This window comes from Stenotrophomonas sp. TD3 (assembly GCF_001939825.1).
GTDB lineage: Bacteria > Pseudomonadota > Gammaproteobacteria > Xanthomonadales > Xanthomonadaceae > Stenotrophomonas.
In genome coordinates, this window is sequence record NZ_MOYM01000002.1 from 516,280 (window position 1) to 542,087 (window position 25,808).

Below are 25,808 nucleotides of genomic sequence, written 5' to 3' on the forward strand. Positions count from 1 at the left end.
GGCGCCGGCACCTGCACGTTAAAATAGCCCGATGAACGAACAGGTCAAACAACGCTTCGCCGGCATCGAACGGCTGTATGGCGTGGGCGCGCTCGAGCGCCTGCAGGGCAGCCGCGTGGCGGTGGTCGGCATGGGCGGCGTCGGCTCGTGGGTGGTGGAGGCGCTGGCCCGTTCGGCGGTCGGCCACCTGACCCTGATCGATGCCGACGATATCTGCGTGTCCAATACCAACCGGCAGCTGCCGGCGATGGAAGGCAACTACGGCCGCAACAAGGCCGAAGCAATGGCCGAGCGCTGCCGGGCGATCAATCCGGACATCGAGGTCGACGCCGTGCAGGCGTTCCTGACCGTGTCCAACATGGCCGAGCTGCTGGACCGGGGGTTCGATCTGGTGATCGATGCCTGCGACAGCTTCCGGGTCAAGGTCGAGACGATCGCCTGGTGCCGCCGCCGCAAGCTGCCGTTGCTGACCGTTGGCGCCGCCGGTGGCCGTACCGACCCGACCCTGGTGCGCATCCGCGATGTCTCTCGCACCGAGCACGACGCCATGCTGGCGCTGATCCGCAAGAAGCTGCGCAGCGAATTCAACTTCCCGAAGAACGCCAAGCGCTATTTCGGCGTGCCGGCGGTGTATTCGCTGGAGAATGTGAAGTACCCGCAGGCCGATGGCAGCGTCTGCGGCATCCGACCGAACCTGGGCGCTGATGCGGCGTTGAAGCTGGACTGCGGCGCCGGCCTCGGCGCAGCAACCCACATCACCGGCGCGTTCGCCTTCGCGGCGGTCGGCAAGGCGCTGGAGATGCTGCTGGAGCCGAAGAAGGTGAAGGCTGAAGTGGTCGAAGATCACGCCGACGCGTGACGCTAGCGCCGGCCGCTGGCCGGCAACGCCGGAATGTATGAATCAGCGCAGATGCCGGCCAGCGGCCGGCGCCTACCGTTACATTGCCGGCAGCGCGAACAGCCGCCGCGCATTCTCTGTCGTGGCCTGGGCCACGGCGTCCAGTTCCATCCCGCGCAGCGCGGCCACATGGCGGGCAATGGTCGCCAGCCGCGCCGGTTCGTTGCGCTGGCCGCGGATGCCGGCGTCGGGCTGGTCGGGCGCGTCGGTTTCCAGCAGCAGCTGTTCCAGCGGCATTTCGCGCACCAGCCGCTGCAGTCGTTGCGCGCGGTCGTAGGTCAGCGGACCGCCGAGACCCAGCAGGAAGCCCTGCCGGTGCAGTTGCGCGGCCTGTTCGGGGCTGCCGGAAAAGCTGTGCACCACGCCGCGCAGGCCGCCGATGCGGCGGATGGCGGCGATCACCGCATCCACCGCGCGTCGTGCGTGCACGATCACCGGCAGCTCGAATTCTCGGGCCAGTTCCAGCTGGCCGATGAAACACGCCTGCTGAGCCTCGGCATCCAGTCCTTCGACGAAGAAGTCCAGGCCGCATTCGCCGATCGCGCAGGGGCGCTCGCGTTCGATCCACTCGCGCAGCAGCGGCAGGTGCCCAGGCTGGTGCTCGGCCAGGAACATCGGATGCAGGCCGTAGGCCGGGTAGAGCCCCGGCGCCTGCCAGCAGACCTCGCGCAGCTTCGGCCAGCTGGCTGCGGTCACCGCCGGTACCACCTGCAGGCGCACCCCAGCCGCCTGCGCACGCTCGACCACGGCGTCGCGGTCACGGTCGAACTCGCTGGCGTCCAGATGGCAGTGGCTGTCGACCAGCACGCTCAAGGCTGTTCCAGCGGCGGAGGCGTGACCGTGTTGCGGCTCTTCCAGTTGGCCAGCAGCAGGGTGCCGAAGCCCAGCACCAGCTCATCGACGAACGGGATCGGGTCCGGGATGAACAGCGTCAGCACGAACAGGCCGGCAGTGAGCTTGAACAGGGTCGGGTAGCGCAGCCGGCGGGCCCATTGCAGTACCGGCAGCAGCATCGGGTTGGCCAAGGCGGGAATCCTCGTGGGGAATATGCAAACGCTACCACGGGCCCAGCATTTCCCGATGCTGAATGGGTTACAGGAATGAGCAGGAAATGTGGAGATTCCGTTCAGGCAGCGCATGCTGCAATCTGGCCCGAGAACGTTGCGGATGGTCCGCAAGGAGCAGGTCATGAAAAGCACAACTACAACTGTCCTGGTCGCAGCGGGCGCGCTGCTGGTCGGTGGCATCGCCACCGCCGCCTTCATGAAGAGTGGCGACAAATCGCCCGATTCCATCAGCGCCGCAACCCCCAATGGCGAGTCGCGCCTGGTCGATGGCAGTGCCACCGACGATGGCGCGCGTGGTGACAAGCTCGACCCGTCCGCGCCGCGCGGCCTGGAGTACGCCGATGTGCTGAAGGTCGATCCGATCACCGAAAAGCAGAAGGCGTACGCCACCGTGATCGGCACCGATCCGGTGCGTGAGACCTCCACCACTCAGACCCCGCATGAGGTCTGCGAGGACGTGACGGTGCAGGAACGCCTGCCGGAGCGTGATGGCAATGTGGGCGGCACCGTGGTTGGCGCTGTGGTCGGTGGCCTGCTCGGCAACCAGGTGGGTCGTGGCAATGGCCGCAAGGCAGCGACCGCCGCCGGCGCCGTCGCCGGTGGCTTCATCGGCAACGAGATCGACAAGCGCCATGTGGGTGGCCGCGTGGTCAACCGTACCGAGCGTCAGTGCCATACCGAGACCGCCACCTCCGAGTCGAGCCGCGTCACCGGCTACAACGTGACCTATCGCAACGAGGACGGCACCACCGGCACCATGCGCATGGCCAGCAAGCCGGGCAACCGCATCGCCATGGGCAACACCGATGTGGTCAAGGGCTACAACGTGACCTACCGCTATGACGGCGCCGAGAAGACCGTGCGCATGGACAACAAGCCGGCCAGCGATCGCCTGCCGGTGGTCGATGGCCAGCTGGTCACGCAGACCGCTGCCGCCGGTGCCACTGCCGCAGCCACGCGCCAGTAATCCCGGCGCAGCACGCAGTACCTGACGGGCCGGCGCATGCCGGCCCGTTTCGTTGCGGCCGGCGATATTCATCCGCGCAGGGAAGCAATCCTCCATCATGGATGCCCCTTCGACATGGAGCCGGCATGAGCATCTTCGACCTGCGCATCGAAACCGAGCGGCTGATCCTGCGCCCGCTGCTGCGCGAGGACTACGAACCGTACCTGGCGTTCTGCGCCGACGAGGACACGATGCGCACTCTCGGTGGCGTGCAGCCGCCCTCGGTGGCCTGGCGCGGCTTCTGCAGCCTGGCCGGCGCCTGGCAGCTGTTCGGCTTCTCGATGTTCAGCGTGATCGAGAAATCCAGCGGCGACTGGATCGGGCGGATGGGACCGTGGCAGCCGCAGGACTGGCCGGGTACCGAGGTCGGTTGGGGCATCCGCCATGCCAGTTGGGGCAGGGGTTATGCGCCGGAGGCGGCGGTCGCGGCGATCGACTGGGCTTTCGACACGCTGGGCTGGGAGGAGGTGATCCACACCATCGCCGAGAACAACGACAACTCGCGGGCCGTGGCACGCAAGCTCGGCAGCACCCTGCTGCGCATGGGGGAGTTGCCGGCGCCGTACAACGACAAGCCCATGCAGATCTGGGGCCAGTCGCGCGAACAGTGGCGGCAGCGCACACGCTGAGCATTGCCAGGTAGTGCCGGCCGCTGGCCGGCAATCTCCTTGCAGCAGGATTCATGCGATTGCCGGCCAGCGGCCGGCACCACGGTGTAGCCATGCTGCACCCGCGCTTGGCATTCACCGGCGTGCTTGCCAGACTGCATGCAGCCGGCCGCCGGCCGGATCCGAGGGAGCAGGCAATGGTGGAAGAGCGCGTCCCGTTGACGGTGCACGGCATGTCGGTGTCAGGCAATTGCCACAAGGTCCGCCTGCTGCTGGAGCAGCTCGGCAGCCGCTACCGCTGGGTGGAAGTGGACAGTGCCCATGGCCAGACCCACACCCCTGAGTTCCTCGCGCTCAATCCCAATGCGAAGGTGCCGCTGATCGTCCGCGACGATGGCCGCGTGCTGACTGAATCCAACGCGATCCTGTTCTGGCTGGCCGAGGGCACGCCCTACCTGCCCACCGATGGCTGGGAGCGTGCGCAGGCACTGAGCTGGATGTTCTTCGAGCAGTACACGCACGAGCCGTGCGTGGCGGTCGCGCGCTTCATCCGCGGCTGGACCCCGCCTGAGTCGCCGCGCCGTGCCGAACTGCCACGCCTGCACGAGCGCGCCGCCGCCGCGCTGGCGGTGATGGAGCAGCATCTGCGTGAAGCGCAATGGTTCACCGGCAGCGGGTACGGCATCGCCGACATCGCGCTGTTCGCCTACACCGACGTTGCAGGCGAGGGTGGAATCAGCCTGCAGCCATTCCCGGAGGTGCGTGCCTGGCTGCAACGGGTGCGCGGGCAACCGCGCTTCCTGCCGATGCCGGCGGTGACCGCCGAGGTGCGCGCACGCTTCGAGGCCGCGTGACTCTCACCAAGGTGGCCCCCACAGAGTAGCGCCTGGCCAACGCCGGGCGGAATACAGCAACGACACGGAGGGTGTTCGATGTTCGCTGTGGTTCCAGATCCGATTCCCGCACGCATGCGCGTGCTCAACCGCGCCGACGTGTGCGACGCCAATTTCCTCGACGCGGTACGTGGCTGGCGCGGCACCCCGCGTCCGCGCCCGGCGCCGGATGCGCCGATCCTGCCGGGCAGCACGCTTACTGCCGGCGCGTTTGGCGAGCTGTTCGATTCGCAGCTGGCCAGCCGCCAGCTGGACCTGATGGCGCGCGTGCTGCGAGTGCAGAACAAGGTCTTCTACACCATCGGTTCGTCCGGCCACGAGGGCAACGCGCTGCTGGCGCGGGCCTGCCGGCATACCGACCCGGCATTCCTGCACTATCGCTCCGGAGCCTTCATGGCCGAGCGTTCGCGCCAGGTGCCGGGGATCGACCCGCTGCGCGATGCCGCGCTGTCCTTTGCTGCCAGCGCCGATGACCCGGCCAGCGGGGGGCGCCACAAGGTGTGGGGCAGCAAACCGTTGTGGGTGCTGCCGCAGACCTCGACCATCGCCTCGCATCTGCCGAAAGCGCTGGGCACCGCGCTGGCCATCGAAAGTGGCAAGCGGCTGGGCCACGAACTGCCGATTCCGGCCGACAGCATCGTGCTGTGCTCGTTCGGCGACGCCTCGGCCAACCATGCCACCGCGCAGACCGCGTTCAATACCGCGATGTGGTCGGCCTACCAGAAGCTGCCGGCACCGGTCCTGTTCGTCTGCGAGGACAATGGGCTGGGCATCTCGGTGAAAACGCCTGAAGGCTGGATCGCCGAACGCTTCAGCCGCCAGCCGGGGCTCGACTATTTCTTCGCCGATGGTCTGGACCTGGCCACCGGACACGCCCAGGTGCAGGCTGCGGTGGAACACTGCCGGCGCACGCGGCGGCCGACCTTCCTGCATCTGCGTACCACGCGCTTGATGGGGCACGCCGGCACCGACTTCGAGGTGGAATGGCGCGCGTTGCCGGAGCTGTGTGCGGCCGAGGCGCAGGATCCGCTGCTGCGCTCGGCACAGATCGCGATGGAATCGGGCTGGATGGATGCGGCTGCCATCGAGGTGGCCTACGAGACGATGCGCGCGCGCTGCATGGCCGCCGCCGCCGATGCTGAAGGACGCCCGAAGCTGCAGTCGCTGCGGGAAGTGATGGAGCCGCTTGCGCCCTATACGCCGGCTGCAGTGCAGGCCGAAGCACGGCGCGAGGTGCCCGCCGGGACGCGTGAAGCGCTGTACGGCGGTGCGGAGGCCCTGCCCGAACGGCAGGCGCCACGCCACCTGGCGATCCAGATCAACCATGCCCTGCAGGAACTGCTGGCGAAGTATCCGCAGAGCCTGCTGTTCGGTGAGGACGTCGCACAGAAGGGGGGTGTCTACACCGTCACCAAGGACCTGCTGCGTCGCTTCGGCCCACGCCGGGTGTTCAACACCCTGCTGGACGAGACCATGATCCTGGGCATGACGCAGGGCCTGGCCAACCTGGGCATGCTGCCGATTCCGGAGATCCAGTATCTGGCATACCTGCACAACGCCATCGACCAGGTGCGCGGCGAAGCGTGTTCGCTGCAGTTCTTCTCCAACGACCAGTACCGCAACCCGATGCTGGTGCGGGTGGCCGGGCTGGGCTACCAGAAGGGCTTCGGTGGCCACTTCCACAACGACAACTCGATCACCGCGCTGCGCGACATCCCCGGGCTGGTGGTGGGCTGCCCGTCGCGTGGCGACGATGCGGTGATGATGCTGCGCACGCTGGCCGCACTGGCGCGGGTCGATGGGCGCGTGGCGGTGTTCCTGGAGCCGATCGCGCTGTACATGAGCAAGGACCTGCACGAAGCGGGTGATGGCCAGTGGCTGTTCGACTACCCGGCACAGGGCCAGGCGCTGGTGCCGGGCGAGGGCCGGGTCTATGCGCCGGAGGCCGGCGACCTGGTGATCTATACCTATGGCAACGGCGTGCCGATGGCATTGCGCGCATCACGGGCGATCGAGCAGCAGCTGGGCTGGCAGGTACGGGTGGTCGACCTGCGCTGGCTGGTGCCGCTGGACGCCGGCTTCATCGCCGCCCAGGCTGCCAGCGCTCGGCGGGTGCTGGTGCTGGACGAAGGGCGCCACAGTGGCGGGGTGGGGGAGGGCGTGGTCACCGCGCTGGTCGAGGCGGGATTCGGCCATCTGCCGTTGCGCCGGGTCTGTGGTGCCGATACCTACACGCCACTGGCGGGGGCAGCAATGTTCGGGCTTCCAAGCGACAATGCGGTGATTGGCGCCGCCCTCGACCTGGCGCAGGAACCCTGATGCATGTGTGGATTGGCGGGAATGTTGTTGCCGGCGCCGCTGGCGTCGGCCGAGGCGCTGCAGGCGCAGGCCCTGGCCATGGGCCAGGCGCTGCACCACCGCGGGCCCGATGATGGCGGCAGCTGGGTCGATGCCGAGGCGGGCATCGCGCTGGCGCATCGGCGGCTGAGCATCCTCGACCTGTCCCCGCTGGGCCACCAGCCGATGGCCTCGGCCGACGGCCGCTACGTGATGGCCTACAACGGCGAGGTCTACAACTTCGCCGCCCTGCGCGAGGAACTGGAGCCGCTGGGGCATGCCTTCCGCGGCCATTCCGACACCGAAGTACTGCTGGCGGCGATCCTGCAATGGGGCGTGGAAGACACCCTGCAGCGCTGCAACGGCATGTTCGCCATCGCGCTGTGGGACCGCCACGAGCGTTGCCTGTGGCTGGCCCGCGACCGCGTCGGCAAGAAGCCGCTGTACTACGGCTGGGCCGGCGACACGCTGGTGTTCGGTTCGGAACTGAAGGCGCTCTGGCAGCACCCGGCGTTCGACAACGACATCGACCGCGATGCGCTCACATTGCTGCTGCGGCTCGACTACATTCCCGCGCCGCACAGCATCCACCAGCGCTGCTACAAGCTGATGCCGGGTCGCGTGCTGCGCCTGGACGCGGCGGCTGTGGCTGCAGGTGCCGCAGCACATCGCCCGGAACAGGCACAGCGCCCGTACTGGGATGCGCGCGCGCGCATGCAGGCGGCGTTGGCCGCTCCGTTCCAGGGCCGTATCGAGGACGCTGAGGAGCAACTGGACACGCTGCTGCGCGATGCAGTGGCGCTGCGCATGGTGGCCGACGTGCCGGTCGGCGTATTCCTGTCCGGCGGTACCGACTCTTCACTGGTGGCGGCGCTGATGCAGGCCCAGAGCGGGCAGCCGGTGCACAGCTTCAGCATCGGCTTCACCGATTCGGGGCATGACGAAGCGCCGCTGGCGAGGGAGCTGGCGGCCCACCTGGGCTGTGATCACACCGAGCTGTACGTCAGCGGCGCCGATGCGCTGGCGGTGGTACCGCAGTTGCCGGCGATGTTCGATGAGCCTTTTGCCGATGCGTCGCAGGTGCCGACCGCGCTGGTCGCCCGGCTGGCACGGCAGGGGGTGACCGTGGCGCTGTCCGGCGACGGTGGCGATGAGCTGTTCTTCGGCTACACCCGGTATGTACGCGCGCTGCGCAACTGGCAGATGCTCGGCCGCGTGCCGGGGCCGCTGCGGCGCTGGATGGGCGCACGCGCGCAGCAGCAGGGCGAGGCCTCGCGGACCGGTGGCCTGGCCGCGCTGCTGGCCGAGACCGGCGCACGTGGCATCGGCGACGTCTATCGCAACCGCATCTCGCGCTGGCGCGACCCGGCCGCGGCGGTGCCCGGCGCGCAGGCCGCCGGCAGCTTCTACGACCTGGCTGATCCGCTGCACGGCGCGGGTACGCCGGCCGATGCGATGATGCTGGCCGATTTCGTGACCTACCTGCCGGACGACCTGTTGTGCAAGGTCGACCGGACCTCGATGGCGGTCAGCCTGGAGGCACGCGCGCCGCTGCTGGATTGGCGCGTGGCCGAGTTCGCGTGGTCGTTGCCGTTGGGCTTCAAGCGCAGCGAAACCACCAGCAAGGTGCTGCTCAAGCGCGTGCTGGGCCGTTACGTGCCGCATTCGATGGTGCATCGTCCCAAGCGCGGCTTCGGCGCACCGGTCAGCGATTGGCTGATGGGTGACCTGCGGCCCTGGGCCGAGGACCTGCTGCAGCCGGCGCGGCTGGAGCGTGAGGGCGTGCTGTCGGCGGCGGCGGTGCAGCCGTTGTGGCAGCAGTTCCTGGGAGGGCAGCGCAAGTGGCATACCCATCTGTGGAACGTGCTGATGTTCCAGGCCTGGCAGGCGCATTGGCGGCAGGTGCGCGCAGGCGTTGCGGGCGGTTGATCTTCACCGGCCTGCACGGGCCCGGCGACTAGGCTGGGCCTCCCGCACCGTGAGGAGTATGTCCCGATGTCCGTCCCCACCATCGCCGTGTTCGTCGGCAGCCTGCGCAAGGACTCCTGCAACCGCAAGCTGGCCCATGCGCTGGAGAAGATCGCCGGCGATCGCGCGCGCTTCCAGTACGTGCAGATCGGCGACCTGCCGCTGTACGACCAGGACTTCGACGCGCACTATCCGCCGCAGGGTACCCGGCTGAAGGACCAGGTGCGCGCCGCCGACGCGGTGCTGTTCGTGACCCCCGAGTACAACCGGTCGGTGCCGGGCGTACTCAAGAACGCCATCGATATCGGCTCGCGCCCCTACGGTGACAGTGCGTTTGCCGGCAAGCCGGCGGCGGTGATCGGCGCCTCCATCGGCCAGATCGGTACCGCCGTGGCCCAGCAGCACCTGCGCAACAGCCTGGCCTTCCTGGACATGCACGTGCTGGGCCAGCCCGAGGCGTTCATCCACTTCAAGGATGGACTGATCGATGCCGACGGCACGATCCACAACGAGGGCACGCAGAAGTTCCTGCAGGGCTACGTGGACCGGTTCCTGGCGCTGATCGCGGTGCACGTGAAGGGCGACTGAGGCCGATGGGGTCAGCGCCCTCTGCTTCGCAGAGGGATCCGACCCCACGTCCAGCTGAGCGGGCCAGAGCCTGTACGTTGCACGGGATCCGACCCTGGTCGCCTGATCTGCGATAATGCTCTGCTCGGGCGCCGCAATGGCGCCTGTCGCAGGCAGTGCGACGCCCCCACGCCAGTCTGGCCAGGCGCCGGCGGATATCCCCCGTTTCTCCACGGCTTATCCACAGGCTTGTCCATGGCCGCCGGGGTCGGCGCATGCCTACACTCGTCTGGCCCACTTTTGCAGGAAACACCGCAGCATGTCCGCTCGTCCCGGCTTCCGTTCCAACCGCAGAGAGCGCGGTGATGGCTTCGATCGCGATCGCGACGAGTCGCGCATCGACCAGTTGCGGGTACCACCCCATTCGGTGGAAGCCGAGCAGGCGGTGCTGGGTGGCCTGATGCTGGCGCCCGAGGCGTATGACCGGGTCAACGACCAGCTGACCGAAGGCGACTTCTACCGTCGCGATCACCAGATGATCTACCGGGCGATCCGCGAGCTGTCCGAGCGCGAACGGCCGTTCGATGCGGTGACGCTGGGTGAGTGGTTTGAGTCGCAGGGCAAGATGGAACTGGTGGGCGACGGCGCCTACCTGATCGAACTGGCCAGTACCACGCCGTCGGCTGCCAACATCGTGGCCTACGCCGAGATCGTGCGTGACAAGGCGGTGCTGCGGCAGCTGATCCAGGTCGGCACCGACATCGTCAACGACGGTTTCCAGCCCGAAGGGCGTGACAGCAGCGAGCTGCTGGCCTCGGCGGAAAAGAGCGTGTTCGCCATCGCCGAACAGGGCGCGCGTGGCCGTACCGATTTCGTGGCCATGCCTGGTGCGCTGAAGGATGCCTTCGAGGAGCTGCGCAACCGCTTCGAGAACGGCGGCAACATCACCGGCCTGCCGACCGGTTACAACGATTTCGATGCGATGACCGCCGGCCTGCAGCCGACCGACCTGATCATCCTCGCGGCGCGCCCGGCAATGGGCAAGACCACCTTCGCGCTGAACATCGCCGAGTACGCGGCGATCAAGTCGAAGAAGGGCGTGGCGGTGTTCTCGATGGAAATGTCGGCATCGCAGCTGGCGATGCGCCTGATTTCCTCCAATGGCCGTATCAACGCGCAGCGCCTGCGTACCGGCCAGCTGGAAGACGAGGACTGGAGCCGCGTCACCAGCGCGATCAAGATGCTGAAGGAAACCAAGATCTTCATCGACGATACGCCGGGCGTGTCGCCGGAAGTGCTGCGCTCCAAGTGCCGCCGCCTCAAGCGCGAGCATGATCTCGGCCTGATCGTGATCGACTACCTGCAGCTGATGAGCGTGCCGGGCAACAGCGAGAACCGCGCGACCGAAATCTCGGAGATCTCGCGTTCGCTGAAGGGCCTGGCCAAGGAACTGAATGTGCCGGTGATCGCGCTGTCACAGCTCAACCGCTCGCTGGAAACGCGTACCGACAAGCGCCCGGTGATGGCCGACCTTCGTGAGTCGGGCGCAATCGAGCAGGATGCGGACATGATCGTGTTCATCTACCGCGACGACTACTACAACAAGGAAAACTCGCCGGACAAGGGCCTGGCCGAGATCATCATCGGCAAGCACCGTGGTGGCCCGACCGGTTCGTGCAAGCTGAAGTTCTTCGGCGAGTACACCCGCTTCGACAACCTGGCCCACGATTCGGTCGGCTCGTTCGAGTAACGGTGATGCCGGCCACTGGCCGGCAATCACCTACCGGCCGACAAACCATTCGGAACGCAAAAATTCCGTATGTGGCGTGTAAATGACATGTAACGCGCCGCTTCTACGATTCCGCCGCTGCTGCCCTTCGACGCCGCCCTTCGGCGTCCAGCGTGCCCAAGGAATCCGCCTTCATGTCGTCCCACGCTCCGCTTCGCCGCAATCTGCTGGCCCTGCTGGTCTGTGCTTCGCTGCCGTCGCTCGCTGTCGCTGAAACCGCCCCCGACGCGCAGTCGGCGACCACCCTCGATTCGATCTCGGTGATCGGCCGCGGCGAAGCCCGCCAGGTGCAGCGCGTGACCGCCGAGGACATGAAGATCCTGCCGCCCGGTGCCAACCCGCTGAAGCTGCTGGCCAGCAAGCCGGGCGTGCACTTCGAGTCGGCCGATGCCACCGGCGCCTACGAATGGTCCACCACCATCAGCCTGCGTGGCTTCAACCAGAACCGCCTGGGCTACACGCTCGATGGCATCCCGCTGGGCAACATGGCCTATGGCAACAGCAACGGCCTGCACATCAGCCGTGCGGTGATCAGCGAGAACCTGGGCGGTGCCGAGGTGTCCACCGGCATCGGCGCGCTGGGCACGCCGTCCACCAGCAACCTCGGTGGCGTGTTCCAGTTCTATTCGATCGATCCGTCCACCGAGTACGGCGTGGTGCTGGCGCAGGGCTTCGGCAGTGACAGTGCGCGACGCAGCTATGCGCGCCTGGAGACCGGTGAGCACCAGGGCTTTGCTGCCTACCTGTCCGGCGTGTACTCCGAAGGCGACAAGTGGAAGGGCAAGGGCTCGCAGGAGCTGAAGCAGTTCAACGGCAAGGCCACCTACAACTTCGGAACGGACAGCAGGATCACCGCGCTGTTCAACGCCTCGCGCCGCGTCGAGGCCGACTATCAGGACCTGTCGCTGGAGATGATCGGTCGCCTCGGCTGGGACTGGGACAACTACGCGCCGGACTGGGATCGTGCCGTCGCCGCCGCGCGCGGCAAGTTCAGCGGCGGCGTCAACAGCCCGTGGGATGCGTACTACTCCGGCCACGGCCTGCGCAATGACGACCTGTCCAGCATCGCCGGCGATTTCGGCCTGAACGAGTCGATGCGGCTGAAGGTCAACGTCTACAACCACAGCAACCGTGGCCAGGGTCACTGGTTCAGCCCGTCAAATCCGTCGAATCCGGGTACCAGCCGGGAGATCCCGATCTCGATCCGCACCACCGAGTACGCGATCGACCGCACTGGCGTGACCTCGGCGTTCACCTGGAACGTCGGTGGCCACGAACTGGAGGCCGGCCTCTGGTACGAGGACAACGGCCACAGCGTGCAGCGCAACTTCTATTACATCGATGGCCCGATCACCGACGACTTCTTCCTGCGCAACCCGGACCAGCGCGTGTGGCACCAGCGCTACACCACCATTACCCGCCAGTTCTACGTGCAGGACCGCTTCCGCCTGTTCGATGACCGCCTGACCATCGACATCGGCGCCAAGTCACCGCACACCCGCACCAGCGTGCGCACGCCGCTGGGCAGCTATGCCAACAACAGCAGCCTGACCTCGAAGAAGGGCTTCCTGCCGCAGGCCGGCTTCAACTTCAAGCTCAACGAAGGCAACGAGATCTTCGGTTCGTTCGCCAAGAACATCGCGGCCTATGCGCTGGGCGTGGGCAGTCCGTTCAACGTGCCGCAGGCCGCCTTCGATGCCAGCGCGCAGAACCTGAAGCCGGAACAGTCGCGCACGATCGAGCTGGGTTGGCGTGGCTACGGCCGTGGCTATGAAGCCTCGGTTGCGGTGTACGACGTCAAGTTCGACAACCGCCTGCTGGCGATCGCACAGTGCGTGGGCATCCTCGGTTGCCCGGCGCTGTTCTCCAACGTGGGGTCGGTGACCAGCCGTGGCGCCGAGGCGACGCTGCAGCTGAAGCCGATGCAGGACCTGTCGTGGTCCAACGCGCTGTCCTGGAATGACAGCACCTACGACAACGACTACGTGAACAACGGCGTGGTGCCGACCCGCGGCAAGAAGACCGTCGACACCCCGGAATGGATGTTCGCCAGCACCCTGGCCTGGACCCCGGGCCCGTGGGACATGCGCCTGTCGGCCAACCACGTGGGCAAGCGCTACGTGACCTACACCAACGATGTGTCGGTGCCGAGCTACTGGCTGGTCAACGCTTCGGTGGCCTATGACTTCGGCAAGCTCGGCCCGGCGCAGAACCTGACCGTGGCGTTGAACCTGACCAACCTGACCGACAAGCGCTACCTGTCCTCGATCAACACCAACGGCACCTACGCCGCCGACCCGACCCGCAGCCTGGCGACCATGCAGGTCGGTGCGCCGCGCCAGGTGATGGCTACCGCAACCGTGCGCTTCTGATGCGCGGGCCTGTCGATCCGGAACGCCGTCGTCGCCTGCTGCGCATGGCGTGGCAGGGCACGGGGGCGGCGATCGCGCTGGCGGCGATGCCGGGGCTGGCCACGGCCGGCCCACGGCCGCGGCTGGGGCGTGATCCGTTCACCCTCGGTGTCGCCGCCGGTGATCCGGATCCACAGGGGGCCGTGTTGTGGACGCGGCTGGCACCGGACCCGCTCAATGGCGGCGGCATGCCGTCGCGGGCGGTGCCGGTGCGCTGGTTCGTGGCCGAAGACCCCGGCATGCGCCGGCTGGTGCAGCGGGGGACTGCGGCCGCGGTGCCCGAGCTGGCCCACTCGGTGCACGTGGAGGTCAACGGCCTGCGCCCAGGCCGCGACTACTACTATCGTTTTGCCTGCGACGGCGATGAGGAAAGCGCGGTCGGCCACTTCCGCACCGCGCCGCTGCTGGACACGCCGCTGCAGCAGCTGCGGCTGGCCCTGTGCACCTGCCAGGCCTGGAACAGTGGCTACTACCCGGTCCTGCGCGATATCGCGAAGAGTGATGTCGACCTGGTGCTGCATGCCGGTGACTACCTGTACGAGTACAGCCCGCTGCAGAACGCGCGTGGTCTTACGCTGGATGCCGAGCGCTTCAGTGGCGAGACCGTCAGTCTGGAGCGCTACCGTGACCAGTACGCGCTTTACAAACTCGATCCGGATCTTCAGGCCGCGCACGCCGCACACGCGTTCGCGGTGATCTGGGACGACCATGAAGTGCAGAACGATTACTCCGGCATCCACCCGGAAAAGCCGGGCGTATCGACCGAAGATTTCATCGTGCGTCGTGCGGCAGCCTATCGCGCGTTCTACGAACACCTGCCGATGCGCAGCTCGCCGGTGGGCAATGGCGGCCTGCGCGTGCATCGGCGCCTGCGCTATGGCGACCTGGCACAGCTGACGCTGCTCGATTGCCGTCAGTTCCGCCCGGCCAATCCCTGTGGCGTCGGCGAGTCGCCACGCTGTGATGCCGCACTGGACCCGCGCATGAGCATGCTCGGCGTGGGGCAGGAAGCGTGGTTCGCGCAGTCGATGGCCGCGGCGCAAGGCATGCGCTGGAACGTGGTGGTGCAGCAGCTGCTGATGGCGCAGCTGCGGCTGGACGGCGGCACGCCACGCGAGCGCTTCTGGAATGACGCCTGGGATGGCTATCCCGCCGCACGCAACCGGTTGCTGCAGGCGATGCAGGCGGGCGGGCAGGGCAATGCCATCGTGCTGGGCGGTGACTGGCATTCCTCTTTCGTCAACGATCTGAAGCTGGATTTCGACGCGGCCAGTGCGCCGGTCGTGGCCACCGAATTCATCGCCCCGGCGATCAGCAGTGGCGGCGACGACACGCCCTACGGGCCGTACTACGGGCCGTCGATTCCGCAGAATCCGCATATCCGTTATTTCGACGGCGACCGCCGTGGCTGGTGGAAGCTGCAGCTGAACCGGCAGACCGTGGACGCCGAGCTGCGCTTCGCCGACAGCGTACTGCGCCCGGATGCGGCGGTGCATACAGCGGCGCGTTTCCAGGTGACCCACGGCCGCCCGGGCGCACTGCCGGTGTGAATCCGTTCGGTAGTGCCGGCCGCTGGCCGGCAACCTCCTGAATCTCCGGTTTCCCCACCATCGGTTTCATCGCTCCCAGCCCGGGTTTCGTCGCAAACCGTTTGCGGGCGGCCAGGGTGGGGCGCCAAGGTGTCCGCAGGCGGCAGGGTGCCGCCCCAAGGAGACCGTGATGAAGACCCTGTTCGCGCTCGGTGTGTGGTGCCTGCTGTTCGTGCTGTGCTGGCCGCTGGCGATCCTCGCCCTGATCGCCTGGCCGTTCGTGTGGCTGCTGAGCCTGCCGTTCCGCCTGGTCGGCATCACTTTCTCGGCGCTGTTCGCCTTCCTGCGCGCGCTGTTCATGCTGCCGGCACGCCTGCTCGGTGGCCGGGCGGTGGCTGCATGAGGACGGTGCTGCTGGTCGGTCTGGTCCTGCTTGCGGGGCCGGTACTGGCCGCGCCTCCAGCGCCGCCCTCGGTGTGGCTGGAACGCCAGCAGACCGCCGCGGCTGACGAGGCGAACGCTGCAGCGGTCTCTGTGCAGAAGGCCAAGGAGCGCTGCAGGGTCGCGAAGGAATGGAAGGTCGGCGATACGGTTGTGCAGCACAGGGTCTGTGAGGATCCACCGAAGAAGCCAGCCGGAAAGGTGTAGCGCCGAGCCTGTGCTCGGCTCTACATCACGCTGCCTCTGCGCGCAACGCCGCCTGCACGGCCGGTCGCGCGTTGATCCTGCGGACATAGGCAGGCAGCGCCGGCCACGCCGCCAGCTCGATGGAGAAGAAGCGGCACCAGCCAAGCACGGTGAAAAGATAGGCATCGGCGACGCTGAAGTCTGGTCCCATGAGGAAGTCCTGCGTTGCCAACGTCTCCTGCAGCAGGTCGAAACGCTTGAACAGCTTCTGCCGGAAGAAGGCCTTGGCCGCTTCCGGCAGATCGGCATTGAACAGCGGCGCCGAGCCGGCGTGGATCTCGCTGGTCACGAAGTTCAGCCATTCCTGCAGTCGTACCCGCTCCCAGCTGCCGACGGGTGGGGCCAGCGCGCATCCGGGTTTCAGGTCGGCCAGGTACTGGACGATGGCCGGGCCTTCGGTCAGCACCTGCCCGTCATCCAGTTCCAGCGCCGCGACATAGCCTTTGCGGTTGATGGTGCGGAAATCGCGGCCATCCGCGGTCTGCTTGGTGGTGTTGTCGACCTTGACCAGCTCGAAGGGCAGGCCAAGCTCACGCAGCACGATATGGGGCGACAGCGAGCAGGTGTAGGGCGCGTAGTACAGCTTCATGGACGGTCTCGAGGGAGAAAGGACGGCCGGGTCAGCCGGTACGAGGCAGTCTGCTGTGCGAGCTGTATCCGGTAAAATCAATCTTCGATTTTCCTCCCATAAGCTGGGCTACTGCCTGTCATGATGAATCTTGCCCACTGGCGCCTGCTGGTTGCGGTGGCCGACGAGGGAACCATCTCGCGTGGCGCTGGCCGGGTCGGCATCAGCCAGTCCGGTGCCAGCCAGGCTCTGGCCCAGCTGGAGTCCTCCCTGGGGTTTGCGGTGTTCGTGCGCGAGCGGCGCCAGGTGGAGATCACCGCGCTTGGGCAGCGGGTGATCGAACACGCACGCATCATGCTGGGCGGCCTGCAGGCGATCCGTGCGCTGGCCGATGACAGCCAGGGGTTCAGTGGCGCACGCATCCGTCTGGCGACCTTCCCGTCACTCGTTTCCAGCGTGCTGCCAGCGCTGCTGCGGGATTTCCAGCGCCGCCACCCGGGCATCGAGGTGGTGATCGTGGAGGGTACGGACGAGGAGGTCGAGCGCTGGCTCGAATCGGGCACGGTCGATGCCGGCGTGGTGATGAACCCCGCTGCCGATCGCGTCCCGTTGATGCTGGGCAGCGATGGGTGGATGGCGGTGCTGCCGCAGGCGCATCCGCTGGGGCGTCGCGCCACGGAAAGCGGTGTGGCCTTGAGCGAGCTGGCGGGCGAACCCTTCATCCTCGCAACAGGGGGCTGTGCGGTGAACGGTCAGCGCCTGATGGCGGACGCTGGTCTACAGCTGAGCGACGTACGGGTGACCGTGCGCGACTGGGCCAGCGCGTGCGTGCTGGCGCGCGAGGGACTGGGCGTCTCGCTGGTGCCGGAATCGACGTTGCCGGATGATCTCCACGGTCTCCACGGTCTGCGCGTGCTGCCGGTGAAGCCGGCCATCCGTCGATTGTTTGGCCTGGTCTGTTCGCCGGCGGGTCGCGCATCGCGTGCAACGCAGGTCTTCATGCAGGAGCTGGCCACGGCCGTTGCGGGCAGTGCGACTGGATCAGCGTGAGCCCGCTACCGGCGGGGAGCCCGAGCGTGGGGGCGTCAGCTGCCCGGCAGGGTTGCGGGCAACAAAAAACCCCGCCGAAGCGGGGTTTTCTGTTTGCAGGAGTGTGCCGACCAACGGTCGGCACCCACCTGGGTGCAGATCAGTTCGCCTTGTGGATGGCGCGCTTGCTGACCGCCATCGCCGCGTCGTGGATCACTTCCGACAGCGACGGGTGGGCGTGGCAGATGCGGGCCAGGTCATCGGCCGAGCCGCTGAATTCCATGGTCAGCACGCCTTCGTGCACCAGCTCGGAGACGTTGGCGCCGACCAGGTGCATGCCGAGGATGCGATCGGTCTCGGCATGGGCCAGGATCTTCACGAAGCCTGCCGGCTCGATCATCGCCACGGCACGACCGTTGGCGGCGAACGGGAAGCTGCCGGCCTTGTACGGAATGCCTTCGGCCTTCAGCTGGGCTTCGGTCTTGCCGACCCACGCCAGTTCCGGTTCGGTGTAGATGACCCACGGGATGGTGTCGAAGTTGACGTGGCCCGGCAGGCCGGCGATCAGCTCAGCCACCGCGATGCCTTCCTCGAAGCCCTTGTGCGCCAGCATCGGGCCGCGCACGCAGTCGCCCACTGCCCACACGCCGTTGACGCCGGTGTGGCAGTGTGCGTCGACTTCGATCTGGCCGCGCTCGTTGATCTTGACGCCGGTGCCTTCGGCCAGCAGGCCCTTGGTGGCGGCGCGACGGCCAACGGCCACCAGCAGCTTGTCCACGGTCAGGGTCTTTTCGCCTTCGCTGTCGGTGTAGGTGACAACGACTTCCTTCTTCTTGCCCTTGCCGGTGATCTCGGTCTTGGAGACCTTGGCGCCGAGGCGGATGTCCAGGCCCTGCTTCTTGAATTCCTTGGCAGCGGTCTTGGCCACTTCGGCGTCGGCCACGGCCAGGAACTCCGGCAGTGCTTCCAGGATGGTGACTTCAGCGCCCAGGCGCTTCCACACGCTGCCCAGTTCCAGGCCGATCACGCCGGCGCCGATCACCGCCAGGCGGTTCGGCACTTCGGTGAAGTCCAGGCCGCCGACGTTGTCGACGATGGTCTCGCCGTCGAACTTGGCGAACGGCAGTTCGATCGAATCCGAACCGGCGGCGATGATGACGTTGGTGCCCTTCAGCTCGACGATGGAACCGTCATGCTGGGTGACCTTGACCACGTTGCCCGGCTGCAGTTCGCCAAAACCATAATAGGCAGCGACCTTGTTGGCCTTGAACAGCATGCCGATGCCGCCGGTGAACTGCTTGACGATCTTGTCCTTGCGGCCAACCATCGCCTCGACGTCGATCTTGGCATCCTTGAAGCTGATGCCGTGGTCGCCAAAGATGTGGCCCATGTTCCAGAACTGGCGCGAGGAATCCAGCAGCGCCTTGGACGGGATGCAGCCCACGCGCAGGCAGGTGCCGCCCAGCGCCGGCTTGCCGTCCTTGCCCAGCGCTGCGTCGATGCAGGCGGTCTTCAGGCCCAGCTGGGCCACGCGGATGGCAGCGTGGTAACCGGCCGGGCCGGCACCGATGACGACGACGTCGAATTGTTCAGCCATTGAATTATTCCTTGATGCATTACCAGAACCCCTCCGCGCAGGCGCGGAGGGGCGGGAGGTTTCTTACAGGCCGAACAGCATGCGGCCCGGGTTTTCCAGCTGGTTCTTGATGTCCACCAGGAACTGCACCGAGTCCTTGCCGTCGATGATGCGGTGGTCATACGACAGCGCCAGGTACATCATCGGCGCGATCACGACCTGGCCGTTCTGGGCGATCGGACGCTCCTTGATGGCGTGCATGCCCAGGATGGCGCTCTGCGGCGGGTTGATGATCGGGGTCGACAGCAGCGAACCGAAGGTGCCGCCGTTGGTCACGGTGAAGGTGCCGCCCTGCAGTTCTTCCAGGCTCAGCTTGCCGTCACGGGCCTTCTTGGCGTAGTCGGCGATGGTCTTCTCGATGTCGGCGAACGACATGCGCTCAACGTTGCGCAGCACCGGCGTGACCAGGCCCTTCTCGGTCGACACGGCGATCGAGATGTCCGAATAGCCGTGGTAGATGATGTCGTCGCCGTCGATCGAGGCGTTGACCAGCGGGAAGCGCTGCAGCGCGTTGGCAGCGGCCTTCACGAAGAAGCTCATGAAGCCCAGCTTGATGCCGTGCGCCTTGACGAACTCGTCCTGCAGTTCCTTGCGCGCCGCCGAGACCTTGGACAGGTCGACTTCGTTGAAGGTGGTCAGCATGGCGGTGGAGTTCTTCGACTCCATCAGGCGCTCGGCGATGCGCTTGCGGATGCGGGTCATCGGCACGCGTTCTTCCGGACGTGCGCCACCGGCCTTGCCGGCGCCGCCGTTGCGGGCGAAGTTGACGATGTCTTCCTTGGTCACCGCGCCGCGACGGCCGGTGCCGTCGACGTCGGCCGGGTTCACGCCTTCGGTGATGGCGGTGAAGCGGGCGCCCGGCGGCAGCGCGTCGGCGGCCGACTTGGCAGCCGGGGCCGGAGCAGCGGCAGCGGCCGGAGCCGCGGCGGCCGGGGCAGCGGCGGCAGCCGGAGCGGCTTCAGCGGCCGGAGTCGGGGCAGCAGCGACGGCGCCTTCCTCGATGATCGCCACGACCTGGCTGGAGGTCACGGTCGAGCCTTCGGCGAACTTGATTTCCTTGAGCACGCCGTCGACCGGCGACGGCACTTCCAGGACGACCTTGTCGGTTTCCAGGTCAAGCAGGTTTTCGTCGCGCTTGACGGCGTCGCCCACCTTCTTGTGCCAGGTGGCGATGGTGCCGTCGGCGACGGATTCGGGCAGTACCGGGGCTTTGACTTCGGTGGCCATTGCGGGAGCTTCCTGGTTTGTCTTCTAAATAGGGGGAGGATTATTCAGCGAACGTGTCGTTGAACGGGTTGACCAGTGCATCGGCGACCAGCTGCTGCTGTTCGCGGACGTGGTCAGCCATGTGACCGGCAGCCGGCGAAGCCGAACGTGCGCGACCGGCGTAGTGCAGGTTCTGGCCATCGGCCAGGCAGAACTGCAGGTGGTGGCGGATCTGGTACCACGCACCCTGGTTCTGCGGTTCTTCCTGCGTCCACACCACGTCGGTGGCCTTGCCGTACTTCTTCAGTTCGGCAGCCAGCAGCGCACGCGGGAACGGGTACAGCTGCTCCACGCGGATGATCGCCACGTCGTCCTGGCCACGCTTGGTCTGGTCTTCCAGCAGGTCGTAGTAGACCTTGCCCGAGCACAGCACCACGCGCTTGACCTTCTTGGCGTCCGCGTTGGCGTCGCCGATCAGGTGCTGGAACTCGCCGTTGGCCAGTTCGTCCAGGGTCGACACGGCCAGCTTGTGGCGCAGCAGCGACTTCGGCGACATCACCACCAGCGGCTTGCGGGTGGTCAGGTGCAGCTGGCGGCGCAGCATGTGGAAGGCCTGTGCCGGGGTCGACGGCACCACCACCAGCATGTTCTCCAGAGCGCACAGCTGCAGGAAGCGCTCCAGGCGCGCCGAGCTGTGTTCCGGGCCTTGGCCTTCATAGCCATGCGGCAGCAGCAGGGTCAGGCCGGAGATGCGGCCCCACTTGGCTTCACCGGCGGCGATGAACTGGTCGATCACCACCTGGGCGCCGTTGGCGAAGTCGCCGAACTGGCCTTCCCAGATGCACAGCGTGTTCGGATCGGTGGTGGAGAAACCGTACTCGTAGGCCATCACCGCTTCTTCGCTCAGCAGCGAATCGATGACGGTGGCCTTCTCTGGCGAATCCACCAGCTGCCGCAGCGGCATGTAGTAGTTGTCGGTCTTCTGGTCGTGCAGGATCGCGTGGCGGTGCGTGAACGTACCGCGGCCCACGTCCTGGCCGACCAGGCGCAGTGCATGGCCTTCGTCGAGCAGGGTGGCGTAGGCCAGGTTCTCGGCAAAGCCCCAGTCGCCCGGGATCTCGCCGGCGGCCATCTTGCGGCGGTCGTCGTAGACCTTGGCCACGCGCGAGTGCAGCTGCACTTCGTCCGGAATGGTGTTGATCAGCTTGGCCAGCTCGACCAGCTTGTTCTTCTCGACCTTGGTCGAGACCGGGTCGGACAGCTTGCCTTCCAGCAGCTTCGGCCAATCGACGAACAGCGGGCTGGTCGGCGGGGTCTTCTCGACCTTCGCCAGCTCGGTGGTCACTTCACCGGCGTCCAGCTTCTCGCGGTAGGCATCGACCATCGCCTTGCCGGCGCCGGCGGCGATCACGCCCGCCTTTTCCAGCTGCTCGGCGTACATCTCGCGGGTGGTGGCGTGCTTGCGGATCACCTGGTACATCAGCGGCTGGGTGATCGCCGGTTCGTCGGCCTCGTTGTGGCCCCAACGGCGGTAGCACATCAGGTCGATGACCACGTCCTTGGCGAACGTCTGGCGGAACTCGAAGGCCAGCTGTGCGGCGAACACCACCGCTTCCGGATCATCGCCGTTCACGTGCAGCACCGGTGCGGCGATCATCTTCGCCACGTCGGTGGCATAGCGCGTGGAACGCGTATCCAGCGGGTTGGAGGTGGTGAAGCCGACCTGGTTGTTGACCACGATGTGCACGGTGCCGCCGACGGCGAAGCCGCGGGCCTGCGACATCTGGAACAGTTCCATGACCACGCCCTGGCCGGAGAAGGCCGCGTCGCCGTGGATCAGGATCGGCATGACCTGCTTGCGTGCGGTGTCCTTGCGGCGCTCCTGGCGCGAACGCACGGAGCCGGCCACGACCGGGTCGGCGATTTCCAGGTGCGACGGGTTGAACGCCAGCGCCAGGTGCACCGGGCCGCCATCGGTGGCGACGTCGGCGGAGAAGCCCATGTGGTACTTCACGTCACCGGCCGACGCGTGCTCGTCGTGCTCGAACTTGCCTTCGAATTCGTCGAACAGCTTGCGCGGGTTCTTGCCCAGGGTGTTGACCAGCACGTTCAGGCGGCCGCGGTGGGCCATGCCGATCACCACGTCCTTGACGCCATCCTTGCCGGCACTGCGGATGATGGTGTCCATCATCGGGATCAGCGAGTCGCCGCCTTCAAGCGAGAAGCGCTTCTGGCCGACGTACTTGGTGTGCAGGTAGCGCTCCAGGCCTTCGGCCGCGGTCAGGCGCTCCAGGGTGCGGCGCTGGGTGTCAGCGTCCAGCTGGTAGTTGCCACCGGCCGCTTCCAGCTTCTTGTAGATCCACTGGCGCTGCTCGACCTCGGAGATGTGCATGAACTCCGCACCGATCGAGCCGGTGTAGGTCGCCTTCAGGCGCGCCAGCAGGTCGCGCAGCTTCATGCGCGGCTGGCCGCCGACGCCGCCGGTGCTGAACTCGCTGTTGAGGTCGCCATCGGACAGGCTGTGGAACGGCAGGCCCAGGTCCGGGGTGTTGACCGGCGCGGCCAGGCCCAGCGGGTCGAGGCGGGCGTCCAGGTGGCCGCGCGAACGGTAGGCGGTGATCAGACGACCGACATTGCGCTCACGCTCGTCGCCCGCACCGTTACCGGTGCCGGCTTTCAGCGCATCCTTGGCCGCGTCCGCGATGTGGGAGATGACGGCCGAGTGCGGAATGTCACCTGCTTCGCGGCCCTTGAAGCCGTCGAAGTAGGTTTTCCATTTGGGATCGACACTATCCGGGGAGACCAGGTACTGCTCGTACAGGTCCTCGACATAGGAGGCGTTGCCGCCGGCGAGTTGCGAAGATTGCGCAAACTGCTTCAGTTGATTGTCCACGATGGAGGGTGTTGATTCGCTTTGTGGGGTATGGCTTCAGAAGGACCCGGCAGGAAGATGAATAGCCCTGCGCGGGCGCGTTCAAACAGCCAAATTGTACCCCCAACCGGACACGAAGGGGCACCACCACAGGCATCCCGCGTCCGCCGGTGCCGGTTCCAGACAGGTTGGGTCAGCCGTGCCGACTCAGATGCCGAGCGCACGCAGTTCGCTGCAATCGCGCGAACGGTCCCAGACACGCTGCAATTGCTGCTCGAACGGCTGCGAACGTGCTGGCAGCGCGATGCCGGCCTCGCCGTCGAGGCGATGGCCGATCAGACGAAAGTAGAAGTCGCCCGCATCGTTGAGCAGGCAGGCCGAGGCCAGCGCGCGGTCGACCGGATCGCTGACCTCGCGGAACTGGATCACGCTTGGCAGGCGCTGGGCCAGCGCCAGCAGCGGCGCGCCGGCAGCGGCGATCGCGGCGGCGTCGTGCACGATCACCCGCAGCTGCTTGTCGTGGCGGGCGGTGACGAAGCGGCGCAGGGCGGCCTGTACCGGGGGCGCGTCGAGCAGGCCCGGGTCCAGCTGGCGGCTGTGCAGCCACAGCTTGCGACGGGCGCGGTGGATGATGGCCGTGGTGATCGCCGCCGCCTCGGCGCGGCTGTCGATGGCGCTGGCCGCGCCCAGCCGGCGGCGCATCTGCTGGTGCCCGATGCCGGCTTCCTCGAACACCTCGCCCTCGGGCAGGAAGCCCTGGCGTGCATAGAAGTCGCGGGCGGGCAGCTGGGCATGCAGGTGCAGCTCGGCCAGGCCGAGCCGGCGCCCGGCTTCGACCAGTGCCGCCAGCAGGGCCTCGCCGACCCCGTTGCTGCGATGGCTGGCCAGCACGGCCATACGGCCGATGCGGCCGTCCGGGGCCAGCCGGCCGGTGCCGACCGGCTGGTCGTCACTGTCCAGCGCCAGCACATGGGCGCTGACCGGGTCCAGTGCATCGCGTTCCAGCTCGGCGGCGATGCCCTGCTCCTGCACGAATACGCGTTGGCGCACCTCGTGGATGGCGGCGTGGGCATCGGCGTGGCTGACCTGCTGGACCCGGATCATGGCGGTGGCTCAGGCCCGGCCGGCGCTGTCGTCTTCTTCGTCGTCCTCGAAGTTGACGATGACCTCGATACCGTCGTCGTGCACGGTCACGGAGTGGACATCGTCGGACATCGCTTCAGCGTCGATCGCATCCACGCGGTCGCGGCCTTCGACGACCTCGCCGAGCACCACGGCATCCTCGCCGTCTTCCTCGTCTTCGGCCTCGTATACCTCATTCGGGTCGATCAGCTGGAACACACCACCGACCAGCAGTTGCTGGACCACGGCACGGCCCTTGTCGGACAGGCCGCGATAGGCGGCGGCGTCGAGTTGCTCGGCACCGGCCAGGCGCTGCGCGTCCTTCACCGGCAGCGCGAAGTCCTGGCCGCTGACGTAAAGGCTGGCGCCACGCTTGGCCCGGCGCCAGGCCAGGCGGGCCCACGGGTGGCGCTGCAGCAGCAGGCCCGAGGCCAGCGCTTCGACCACTTCCTCCGCGGCCGGTGCGGCCTGGTGGGCCATCACTTCGCCGGCAGCGCGGTAGGTGGTGATGAAGCGGCCGAACCAGTCGCCCAGCTTGTCCGGGTCGTTCATGCGGATGGCGTTGAGGGCGGTGATCACCCGTGCCATCGCCACCGTGTCGATTTCGTTCGGGTCGGCCGGCACCTTCAGATCGGCATCCTGGTAGCGGATGTTCTCGTCGGCATCGGCGATCAGGGTGTCCAGGTAGTCGCTGATCAGCTCGGCCGACGCCGGTGCGCGCATGCCGAACGAGAAGGTCAGGCAGGGATCTTCGGCGACACCGTGGTGCGGCACGTTCGGCGGCAGGTACAGCATGTCGCCCGGCGCCAGGACCCAGTCGTGGGTCGGCTTGAACACCTTCAGCAGCTTCAGCTCCACGTCCGGTCGGAAGCCCAGCGGCGGCTGCTTGCCCTTGATCGATTCGCTGGCGTCGATCTGCCAGCGGCGGTGGCCGTGGGCCTGCAGCAGGAACACGTCGTACTGGTCGACATGGGCGCCGACCGAGCCGCCGGTGGCGGCGAAGCTGATCATCACGTCATCCATGCGCCAGCGCGGCAGGAAGCTGAAGTGCTCGATCAGGGCGCGCACGTCCGGGTCCCACTTGTCCACGTCCTGCACCAGCAGGGTCCAGTCGTGGTCGGGCAGGGCGGGGAACACGTCTTCCTGGAACGGGCCGGTACGCACGCGCCAGCCGTCCTGGGTCTTGTCGTGCTCGATCAGGCGTGCCAGCACGCCTTCTTCGCAGGCCAGTCCGGCCAGGTCTTCCGGCTGCACCGGGGTCTGGAAGTCCGGGAAGGCATTGCGGATCAGCAGCGGGCGCTTCTGCCAGAAGTCGCGCAGGAAGGTGGCCGGCGCCATGCCCAGCGGCTGGCCGGGGCGGGCGGTGACTTCGATCAGGGGGGCGGAGGACTTGCGGGCGGCCATGGGGGAATCCTTGCAGCGGAAAGCGGGAGGGGCGGCACGGCGGGCCGCCTGAGATCTCCATTGTCCGCCGTTCGTGGGGATTGCGCACGTGCGCGGGATTGTCGCGGGGTGTCCGGCCAGCGGCGGACCCTCTCGTGGCGACATCTTGGTAGGGTCGACTGTTAGTCGACCGTCTTCATGAGCTGGGCCGGGCGGGTGGGCCATGCAGGGG

General features: G+C 67.1%; 21 protein-coding genes. 13 read left to right on the top strand and 8 right to left on the bottom strand.

Annotation, left to right across the window (positions count from 1 at the left end; translation table 11 throughout):
- Nucleotides 1-31 precede the first annotated feature (31 nt).
- Complete coding sequence (locus BKE09_RS19240) at nt 32-859, top strand: tRNA threonylcarbamoyladenosine dehydratase (RefSeq protein WP_033835434.1); 828 nt, start codon at nt 32-34, stop codon at nt 857-859.
- Between the two features lie 78 nt (nt 860-937).
- On the opposite strand, the gene BKE09_RS19245 is transcribed toward BKE09_RS19240, so the two are convergent.
- Both BKE09_RS19245 and BKE09_RS19250 read right to left on the bottom strand, forming a co-directional pair.
- Nucleotides 938-1,711 carry a TatD family hydrolase gene (locus tag BKE09_RS19245; RefSeq protein ID WP_075677319.1) on the bottom strand — a complete coding sequence of 258 codons (774 nt, stop codon included), beginning with the start codon at nt 1,709-1,711 and terminating at the stop codon, nt 938-940.
- Entirely contained in the window at nt 1,708-1,923 is a 216-nt protein-coding gene (locus tag BKE09_RS19250) for a DUF6116 family protein (protein ID WP_075677321.1), read from the bottom strand. Before BKE09_RS19250 ends, BKE09_RS19245 begins: the two co-directional genes overlap by 4 nt.
- A gap of 163 nt (nt 1,924-2,086) precedes the next feature.
- Between BKE09_RS19250 and BKE09_RS19255 the strand changes: the two genes are divergently transcribed.
- The 11 genes from BKE09_RS19255 (at nt 2,087) to BKE09_RS19305 (ending at nt 15,721) form a co-directional block, all read left to right on the top strand.
- Entirely contained in the window at nt 2,087-2,932 is an 846-nt protein-coding gene (locus BKE09_RS19255; protein WP_075677377.1) for a glycine zipper 2TM domain-containing protein, read from the top strand.
- Between the two features lie 125 nt (nt 2,933-3,057).
- On the top strand, nt 3,058-3,600 hold the full coding sequence (locus tag BKE09_RS19260; protein WP_075677323.1) for a GNAT family N-acetyltransferase: 543 nt from the start codon (nt 3,058-3,060) through the stop codon (nt 3,598-3,600).
- Between the two features lie 176 nt (nt 3,601-3,776).
- Nucleotides 3,777-4,433, top strand: coding sequence for a glutathione S-transferase family protein (locus BKE09_RS19265; RefSeq protein WP_075677379.1), 657 nt, complete (start codon nt 3,777-3,779; stop codon nt 4,431-4,433).
- A gap of 78 nt (nt 4,434-4,511) precedes the next feature.
- Nucleotides 4,512-6,791, top strand: a complete 2,280-nt coding sequence (locus BKE09_RS19270; RefSeq protein ID WP_075677325.1) for a thiamine pyrophosphate-dependent enzyme — start codon at nt 4,512-4,514, stop codon at nt 6,789-6,791.
- Between the two features lie 3 nt (nt 6,792-6,794).
- Entirely contained in the window at nt 6,795-8,738 is a 1,944-nt protein-coding gene (gene asnB / locus BKE09_RS19275) for an asparagine synthase (glutamine-hydrolyzing) (RefSeq protein WP_075677327.1), read from the top strand.
- A gap of 66 nt (nt 8,739-8,804) precedes the next feature.
- On the top strand, nt 8,805-9,365 hold the full coding sequence (locus BKE09_RS19280; protein ID WP_075677329.1) for an NAD(P)H-dependent oxidoreductase: 561 nt from the start codon (nt 8,805-8,807) through the stop codon (nt 9,363-9,365).
- Between the two features lie 298 nt (nt 9,366-9,663).
- A complete protein-coding gene (locus BKE09_RS19285; protein ID WP_075677331.1) occupies nt 9,664-11,094 on the top strand; it encodes a replicative DNA helicase in 1,431 nt (476 codons plus the stop codon).
- A 173-nt stretch (nt 11,095-11,267) separates the two neighbouring features.
- The gene (locus BKE09_RS19290) at nt 11,268-13,505 is read left to right on the top strand and encodes a TonB-dependent receptor (protein ID WP_075677333.1); all 2,238 of its coding nucleotides are present in this window, start codon (nt 11,268-11,270) and stop codon (nt 13,503-13,505) included.
- Nucleotides 13,505-15,094 carry an alkaline phosphatase D family protein gene (locus tag BKE09_RS19295; protein WP_075677335.1) on the top strand — a complete coding sequence of 530 codons (1,590 nt, stop codon included), beginning with the start codon at nt 13,505-13,507 and terminating at the stop codon, nt 15,092-15,094. The genes BKE09_RS19290 and BKE09_RS19295 overlap by 1 nt, the downstream gene beginning before the upstream one ends.
- A gap of 169 nt (nt 15,095-15,263) precedes the next feature.
- Nucleotides 15,264-15,476 (top strand): hypothetical protein, encoded by a 213-nt coding sequence (locus BKE09_RS19300; RefSeq protein ID WP_010486834.1) that lies wholly within the window; start codon nt 15,264-15,266, stop codon nt 15,474-15,476.
- Entirely contained in the window at nt 15,473-15,721 is a 249-nt protein-coding gene (locus BKE09_RS19305) for a hypothetical protein (RefSeq protein ID WP_075677337.1), read from the top strand. The genes BKE09_RS19300 and BKE09_RS19305 overlap by 4 nt, the downstream gene beginning before the upstream one ends.
- Nucleotides 15,722-15,746: 25 nt before the next feature.
- Here BKE09_RS19305 and gstA read toward each other — a convergent pair whose 3' ends face one another.
- Entirely contained in the window at nt 15,747-16,349 is a 603-nt protein-coding gene (gstA, locus tag BKE09_RS19310; protein WP_075677339.1) for a glutathione transferase GstA, read from the bottom strand.
- Nucleotides 16,350-16,472: 123 nt separating this feature from the next.
- Between gstA and BKE09_RS19315 the strand changes: the two genes are divergently transcribed.
- Nucleotides 16,473-17,378, top strand: coding sequence for a LysR family transcriptional regulator (locus BKE09_RS19315; RefSeq protein ID WP_240502942.1), 906 nt, complete (start codon nt 16,473-16,475; stop codon nt 17,376-17,378).
- A 139-nt stretch (nt 17,379-17,517) separates the two neighbouring features.
- Here BKE09_RS19315 and lpdA read toward each other — a convergent pair whose 3' ends face one another.
- From lpdA to BKE09_RS19340, 5 genes are all read right to left on the bottom strand, one after another.
- Complete coding sequence (gene lpdA, locus BKE09_RS19320) at nt 17,518-18,954, bottom strand: dihydrolipoyl dehydrogenase (protein WP_075677343.1); 1,437 nt, start codon at nt 18,952-18,954, stop codon at nt 17,518-17,520.
- A 63-nt stretch (nt 18,955-19,017) separates the two neighbouring features.
- Nucleotides 19,018-20,220, bottom strand: a complete 1,203-nt coding sequence (gene sucB / locus BKE09_RS19325; protein WP_075677344.1) for a dihydrolipoyllysine-residue succinyltransferase — start codon at nt 20,218-20,220, stop codon at nt 19,018-19,020.
- 40 nt (nt 20,221-20,260) lie between these two features.
- Nucleotides 20,261-23,092: a 2-oxoglutarate dehydrogenase E1 component gene (locus tag BKE09_RS19330; RefSeq protein WP_075677345.1), complete on the bottom strand. Its 2,832-nt coding sequence runs from the start codon at nt 23,090-23,092 to the stop codon at nt 20,261-20,263.
- A 186-nt stretch (nt 23,093-23,278) separates the two neighbouring features.
- The gene (locus tag BKE09_RS19335) at nt 23,279-24,175 is read right to left on the bottom strand and encodes a GNAT family N-acetyltransferase (RefSeq protein ID WP_075677346.1); all 897 of its coding nucleotides are present in this window, start codon (nt 24,173-24,175) and stop codon (nt 23,279-23,281) included.
- A 9-nt stretch (nt 24,176-24,184) separates the two neighbouring features.
- On the bottom strand, nt 24,185-25,597 hold the full coding sequence (locus BKE09_RS19340; protein ID WP_075677347.1) for a cupin domain-containing protein: 1,413 nt from the start codon (nt 25,595-25,597) through the stop codon (nt 24,185-24,187).
- Nucleotides 25,598-25,808: the final 211 nt, after the last annotated feature.

Bases quoted from the DNA above. Each gene is read 5' to 3' on its own strand.
- BKE09_RS19240 (WP_033835434.1), top strand. From the start codon at position 32: ATGAACGAACAGGTCAAACAACGCTTCGCCGGCATCGAACGGCTGTAT.
- BKE09_RS19255 (WP_075677377.1), top strand. From the start codon at position 2,087: ATGAAAAGCACAACTACAACTGTCCTGGTCGCAGCGGGCGCGCTGCTG.
- BKE09_RS19260 (WP_075677323.1), top strand. From the start codon at position 3,058: ATGAGCATCTTCGACCTGCGCATCGAAACCGAGCGGCTGATCCTGCGC.
- BKE09_RS19265 (WP_075677379.1), top strand. From the start codon at position 3,777: ATGGTGGAAGAGCGCGTCCCGTTGACGGTGCACGGCATGTCGGTGTCA.
- BKE09_RS19270 (WP_075677325.1), top strand. From the start codon at position 4,512: ATGTTCGCTGTGGTTCCAGATCCGATTCCCGCACGCATGCGCGTGCTC.
- asnB (WP_075677327.1), top strand. From the start codon at position 6,795: ATGTGTGGATTGGCGGGAATGTTGTTGCCGGCGCCGCTGGCGTCGGCC.
- BKE09_RS19280 (WP_075677329.1), top strand. From the start codon at position 8,805: ATGTCCGTCCCCACCATCGCCGTGTTCGTCGGCAGCCTGCGCAAGGAC.
- BKE09_RS19285 (WP_075677331.1), top strand. From the start codon at position 9,664: ATGTCCGCTCGTCCCGGCTTCCGTTCCAACCGCAGAGAGCGCGGTGAT.
- BKE09_RS19290 (WP_075677333.1), top strand. From the start codon at position 11,268: ATGTCGTCCCACGCTCCGCTTCGCCGCAATCTGCTGGCCCTGCTGGTC.
- BKE09_RS19295 (WP_075677335.1), top strand. From the start codon at position 13,505: ATGCGCGGGCCTGTCGATCCGGAACGCCGTCGTCGCCTGCTGCGCATG.
- BKE09_RS19300 (WP_010486834.1), top strand. From the start codon at position 15,264: ATGAAGACCCTGTTCGCGCTCGGTGTGTGGTGCCTGCTGTTCGTGCTG.
- BKE09_RS19305 (WP_075677337.1), top strand. From the start codon at position 15,473: ATGAGGACGGTGCTGCTGGTCGGTCTGGTCCTGCTTGCGGGGCCGGTA.
- gstA (WP_075677339.1), bottom strand. From the start codon at position 16,349: ATGAAGCTGTACTACGCGCCCTACACCTGCTCGCTGTCGCCCCATATC.
- BKE09_RS19315 (WP_240502942.1), top strand. From the start codon at position 16,473: ATGAATCTTGCCCACTGGCGCCTGCTGGTTGCGGTGGCCGACGAGGGA.
- lpdA (WP_075677343.1), bottom strand. From the start codon at position 18,954: ATGGCTGAACAATTCGACGTCGTCGTCATCGGTGCCGGCCCGGCCGGT.
- sucB (WP_075677344.1), bottom strand. From the start codon at position 20,220: ATGGCCACCGAAGTCAAAGCCCCGGTACTGCCCGAATCCGTCGCCGAC.
- BKE09_RS19335 (WP_075677346.1), bottom strand. From the start codon at position 24,175: ATGATCCGGGTCCAGCAGGTCAGCCACGCCGATGCCCACGCCGCCATC.
- BKE09_RS19340 (WP_075677347.1), bottom strand. From the start codon at position 25,597: ATGGCCGCCCGCAAGTCCTCCGCCCCCCTGATCGAAGTCACCGCCCGC.